Here is a 5,075-nt window from a genome sequence, read left to right on the forward strand (position 1 = left end):
GTGGGCGCGTGGCAGCGCGCCTACTTCCCGGCGGTCGATTTCAAGGAGAAGCACCGGCTGGTGATCGCCACCCCCTCGGCCGCCACCAAGGAGCCGTCGCGGCGCTGGGTGGGCGAAGCCGACGACCAGCACCTGCGCAACATCGTCGACCTCGTGCTCGGCAGGTACGGCGATGCGGTGCGCTCGTTCTGGCTGGCCGGGCACAGCCAGGGCGGGATGACATCCAACCGGCTGCTGAGCGAGGACGGCTTCTTCAAGGATCGGGTGGACGGCTGGCTGTCGCTGTCGGGCGGCCGCATCGGGCCCGCCGAGCGCGCGCCCGGCTTCGGGGCCCCACCGCTGCTGGGGCGCCCGCCGATGACGCCGCCGCCGCGGCCGCCGGGCGGTCCCTGGCCGGACGCCGATCTCTCCTTCATCTTCGCGGTGGGCGAGCACGAGATCGCCGCCCTGCCCGCGACCTCGCCCTGGGCCGAGAAGTATGGCGCGGGCCCGCGCGAGCGGCGCCCGGACGTGGTCGACGACCAGCCGGGGCAGATCTACGACACCCTGCGCGACGGCCGCTCGAACCCCGGCTGGGGGCTGAAGCCGCGGCCGGCGTGGCCGAGGTCTTCGTCTATCCGAACGCCCGCGGCGGCCGGCTGATCGCCGACGTGGTGCGCAAGGACAAGGGCCACACCGAGGGACTGGAGCCGAACGTCACAGAGACGCTGGTGGCGATGATGGTCGCTGCGCCCGGCGGCAAGGCCCGCGCCGTGAAGGCGGCGGCGGCGGCCTAGTCTCCGGCGATCTTCCGCCCGGCCACAAAGCCCAGGATCAGGAAGATCACGAAGCCGACCAGGAACAGGAAGAACAGGAACTTGGCGACGCCGGCGGCGGCGCCCGCGACTCCCGTGAAGCCGAGCCCCCCGGCGATCAGCGCGATAACCGCGAAGATCAGAGCCCACTTGAGCATTTCACTCTCCTAACCGCGACGAAGGCCCTTTTTCGACCTCGGCCGCGACAACGCCGCGCTTGCCGCGCCGTTCCGTCCACGTCACCGCGCGCACGAAACCTTGTTTCACGGACCGAACGTGCTGATCTAAGACGACACCGCAGATGGCCAAGAATCCCGAAAGCCCGTTGGAGCCCTTCAAGCGCGCGCTGGCCAACGCCGCCCGCTCGCTTGCGGAGACTCCGGATCTGGAGATCGTCTATTCCGGCGAGGGACCGCAGCTGACCGGCAATCGCGCGGTGCTGCCGCATCCGCCCAGGGATCTGACGCCCGCCGACGCCGCCCGCATCCGCGGCCTCGCCGACCAGATGGCGCTGCGGCTCGCCCACCACGATCCGGCGGCGCACGCCAAGGTCCGTCCCGGCTCGGCGCTCGGCGCGCCGATCTACGACTCGATCGAGCAGGCGCGCATCGAGGCGATCGGCGCCAACGCGCTGGGCGGGGTGCGCGAGAACCTGAAGGCGGTGCTGGAGCAGGCCTGGGCCAAGCGATCGTTCAACCAGATCGAGGCGCTCGCCAGTCCGCCGTACGCCGACGTGGTCGGCCTGATCGTGCGCGAACGTCTGACCGGCGAAAAGCCGCCGGCCATGGCCCAGCCGGTGGTCAACCTGTTCCGGGACGAGGTGGAGGCCAAGGCCGGTCCGGACCTCGACAAGCTGGCGGCCAGCATCGCCGACCAGAAGGCGTATGCGCGGATCGCGCGCGCCATCATCCGCGACCTGAAGATGGGCGACGATCTCTCCGACGCCCCCGACCAGCCAGACCAGGACGAGGACGGCGAAGAGGGCGAGCCCGAGGCCTCGGACCAGGACGAGGGCGACGGCGAAGGCAAGTCCCCCCAGCAGGCCGCAATGGACGAGAGCGAGGCGAGCCACCGCGAAAGCGAGGACGCCGACGCCCAGATGATGGAGGCGCAGGAGAACCCCGACGCCGAGGACACCGACGAGCCGCCCGACATGGGCGAGGGCGAGCAGCCCGCGAGACCCGAGCTCTCCGGCCAAGGCAAGGTCGTCACCTACAAGGTGTTCACCACCGCCCATGATGAAATCGTCGCCGCCGAGGAACTGTGCGACGGCGAGGAGCTGGGGCGGCTGCGCGCCTACCTCGACCAGCAGCTCGCCAGCCTTTCCAACGTGGTCTCCCGCCTCGCCAATCGGCTGCAGCGCAAACTCCTGGCGCAGCAGAATCGAAGCTGGAGCTTCGATCTCGAGGAGGGAATCCTGGACGCGGCGCGGCTGACGCGGGTGATCGTCGATCCGACCTCGCCGCTGTCGTTCAAGGAGGAGGCCGACACCGAGTTCCGCGACACGGTGGTGACCATCCTGATCGACAATTCCGGATCGATGCGGGGGCGGCCGATCATGGTGGCGGCGGTCTGCGCCGACATCCTGGCCCGCACGCTGGAGCGCTGCGGCGTCAAGACGGAGATCCTGGGGTTCACCACCCGCGCCTGGAAAGGCGGCCAGGCGCGCGAGGACTGGCTGAAGGCCGGCAAGCCGCCGCAGCCGGGGCGGCTGAACGATCTGCGCCACATCATCTACAAGGCCGCCGACGCGCCCTGGCGGCGCGCGCGCAAGAACCTCGGCCTGATGATGCGCGAGGGCCTGCTCAAGGAGAACATCGACGGCGAGGCCTTGATGTGGGCGCACCAGCGGCTGCTGGGCCGCAGCGAACAACGGCGCATCCTGATGGTGATCTCCGACGGCGCGCCGGTGGACGATTCCACGCTGAGCGTGAACTCCGGCCACTACCTCGAGAGGCACCTGCGCGAAGTGATCGGCGAGATCGAGAGCCGCAGCCCCGTGCAGCTGATCGCCATCGGCATCGGCCACGACGTCACCCGCTACTACCGCCGCGCCGTGACCATCGTCGACGTGGAGCAGCTGGCGGGCGCGATCACCGACCAACTCGCCGAACTTTTCGAGGAGGAGCCGGAGCGGCTGACGCGCCGCTCGGCCGGCCTCCTGCAGCCGCCGCCCAACACCGAAGGGCCGAAGCCGACGCTGCGCCGCTCGACCTTCAAGGAAGTCCGCCGCGCGGTGGCTTGAAAGAAACCGCGGAAAACGCAGAAAGCCGCAGAAAGCCTGAGCTTCCGCGGTGTTCCGCGTTTTCTGCGGTTTGAAGGGCGGCGCAGTGGGCCTTTAGAGATTCTGTGGTTGCACGCGGCGGGCCGCGGTTATTCGATCCTTCCGCGAGCGGAAAGACAGCGGAGGATGGCCATGCGGCAGGACGTTTCGATCCCCACGGCGGAAGGCGACATGCGGGCGTTCGTCTTCACCCCGGCGCAGGGCGATGGACCCTGGCCGGCGGCGATCATCTTCATGGATGCGCCGGCGATCCGCCCGGCGCTGTTCGACATGGGCCAGAGGCTGGCGGACGCCGGTTACTACGTGCTGCTGCCCGACCTGTTCTGGCGGGCCGGACCCTATCCGCCGCTCGATATCGCCAAGGCCCGGGCCGGCGACCCGGAAATGGGGGCGCTGTTCCAGAAGCTGCGCGGCTCGACCGACATCGAGAAGCAGATGGCCGACACCAAGGCCTGCCTCGACTTCCTCGCCAAGCAGCCGCAGGCCAAGGCCGACAGGGTGGGCGTCACCGGCTATTGCATGGGCGGCTCGATCGCGCTCAGGGCGGCCGGGACCTTCCCCGACCGGATCGTCGCGGCGGCGAGCTTCCACGGCGGCAACATGGCGACGGACGCCTCGTCCAGCCCGCACCTGCTGGCGCCGAAGGTCAAGGCCAAGGTGCTGGTGGCCGGGGCCGACGAGGACGGCAGCTTCGACGAGGCCCAGAAGGAGCGGCTGGACGCGGCGCTCACCGAGGCCGGCGTCGACGCCCAGGTCTCGATCTGGAAGGGCTGCCGCCACGGCTGGGTGCCCGCCGACATGCCGGTGCACAACGCCGAGGGCGCCGAGCGCCACTGGCAGGAGCTGATCCGGCTGTTCGATGAGACGCTGAAGGAGAAGGTGGCGGCCTGAGCGCCAGCCCCGGCTTGCAATTGTACGATACGGCGAACGCGCAGCGGCTTGCAGAAGCCGTGCGGCAGCTCGACGCGGGCGGCGGATCGGAGCGTGAGCTGATCGGGCCGTGAGGCTGGTGTTCGCCGACCGCGCCGGGGAGGACTACCTCCATTGGCAGGCGGCGGACCCGAACACTTTGGAGCGGCTGAACGGGCTGATCCGAGAATGCCAGCGCAACTCCTTCCAGGGGACCGGCAAGCCTGAGCCGCTGCGCGGCGATCTCGAGGGCTGGTGGTCGCGGCGGATCACGCTCGAAAGGGCGAAGCCCAGCAGCTGGAGATCGCCCAGTGCCGCTTCCAGTACTGAGCGCATGAAAAAGGCCGCCCTCGCGAGCGGCCTTTCCAGTCTGGCGATGACGAGGGCTCAGGCCGCCGGCTGCTCGGCGAGCTTGGCCTTGAGCTGACGCTTGATCTTCCGCGCGCGGGCCGAAAGCTCCTCGTCGCCGGCCTTGAGCAGGAAGGCGTCGAGCCCGCCCCGGAAGTCGAGGGTGCGCAGCGCCGCATTGGTGATGCGCAGGGTGAAGGACTGGCCGAGCGCCTCGGACTGCAGGGTCATCGGCGACAGCGCCGGCAGGAAGCGGCGCTTCGACTTGATGTTCGAATGGCTCACGTTGTGGCCGACCATCGGGCCGACACCCGTGAGTTCGCAACGGCGCGACATGGCGAAAGACCTTCGCGGGAATTGGAGTACGGCGGGCAGGGCCCGCGGGAGCGGGCGATATAGAGGAAGCGCTTGCCGGCCGTCAAGGCGAGCCGCCCGCGGCGCGGCGCGGCGGCAGGCGCCCGCACGCTTGCCCGATTGTGCCTCTTCCCCCTTCAGATACAATATGTTGCGGTGAACAAAGGCCGAATCGAGCCGAGTCAGTGATTCGGTCATGCTTTGTTTCGTCGGCGTTCGCGCCTGCCGAGGAGGCCCGGTGAGCCCACGCGCGCTGCCCGTGTTTCTCGCCGTCGTCGCCATGGCCGCGCCGGTGCGCGCGCTGGCCCAGACGGCCGGGGCGAGGCCGCTGTTCAGCTATCTCGGCGACTGGGACGCCGTCGCGGCGGGCGGCCGCTCGAGCTCGG

General features: G+C 69.8%; 7 protein-coding genes. 5 read left to right on the forward strand and 2 right to left on the reverse strand.

Features of this window, described 5'->3' with window-relative positions; translation table 11 throughout:
• A partial coding sequence (locus VLI41_RS15200) for a hypothetical protein (protein WP_325268929.1) occupies positions 1–642 on the forward strand: 642 nt, incomplete at its 5' end.
• Positions 597–776 (forward strand): hypothetical protein, encoded by a 180-nt coding sequence (locus VLI41_RS15205; protein WP_325268930.1) that lies wholly within the window; start codon positions 597–599, stop codon positions 774–776. The genes VLI41_RS15200 and VLI41_RS15205, both read left to right, overlap by 46 nt.
• Here VLI41_RS15205 and VLI41_RS15210 read toward each other — a convergent pair.
• Complete coding sequence (locus tag VLI41_RS15210; RefSeq protein WP_325268931.1) at positions 773–952, reverse strand: DUF1328 domain-containing protein; 180 nt, start codon at positions 950–952, stop codon at positions 773–775. The two genes, VLI41_RS15205 and VLI41_RS15210, sit on opposite strands and share 4 nt — an antisense overlap.
• A 143-nt stretch (positions 953–1,095) precedes the next feature.
• Here VLI41_RS15210 and cobT point away from each other — a divergent pair, with 143 nt between their 5' ends.
• The 3 genes from cobT to VLI41_RS15225 all read left to right on the forward strand — a co-directional run bounded on the left by cobT (position 1,096) and on the right by VLI41_RS15225 (position 4,414).
• Positions 1,096–3,039: a cobaltochelatase subunit CobT gene (cobT, locus tag VLI41_RS15215; protein WP_325268932.1), complete on the forward strand. Its 1,944-nt coding sequence runs from the start codon at positions 1,096–1,098 to the stop codon at positions 3,037–3,039.
• Between the two features lie 171 nt (positions 3,040–3,210).
• Complete coding sequence (locus VLI41_RS15220; protein WP_325268933.1) at positions 3,211–3,969, forward strand: dienelactone hydrolase family protein; 759 nt, start codon at positions 3,211–3,213, stop codon at positions 3,967–3,969.
• Between the two features lie 109 nt (positions 3,970–4,078).
• On the forward strand, positions 4,079–4,414 hold the full coding sequence (locus VLI41_RS15225) for a Txe/YoeB family addiction module toxin (RefSeq protein WP_325268934.1): 336 nt from the start codon (positions 4,079–4,081) through the stop codon (positions 4,412–4,414).
• Here the strand turns inward: VLI41_RS15225 and rpmB are convergent.
• On the reverse strand, positions 4,375–4,671 hold the full coding sequence (rpmB, locus tag VLI41_RS15230; protein WP_325268935.1) for a 50S ribosomal protein L28: 297 nt from the start codon (positions 4,669–4,671) through the stop codon (positions 4,375–4,377). The genes VLI41_RS15225 and rpmB overlap by 40 nt on opposite strands.
• Positions 4,672–5,075: the final 404 nt, after the last annotated feature.

Origin of the sequence: Phenylobacterium sp., assembly GCF_035475775.1 — a bacterium.
GTDB lineage: Bacteria > Pseudomonadota > Alphaproteobacteria > Caulobacterales > Caulobacteraceae > Phenylobacterium.

Coding starts and splice junctions, on each gene's coding strand:
- VLI41_RS15210 (WP_325268931.1), bottom strand. CDS start 952: ATGCTCAAGTGGGCTCTGATCTTCGCGGTTATCGCGCTGATCGCCGGG.
- cobT (WP_325268932.1), top strand. CDS start 1,096: ATGGCCAAGAATCCCGAAAGCCCGTTGGAGCCCTTCAAGCGCGCGCTG.
- VLI41_RS15220 (WP_325268933.1), top strand. CDS start 3,211: ATGCGGCAGGACGTTTCGATCCCCACGGCGGAAGGCGACATGCGGGCG.
- rpmB (WP_325268935.1), bottom strand. CDS start 4,671: ATGTCGCGCCGTTGCGAACTCACGGGTGTCGGCCCGATGGTCGGCCAC.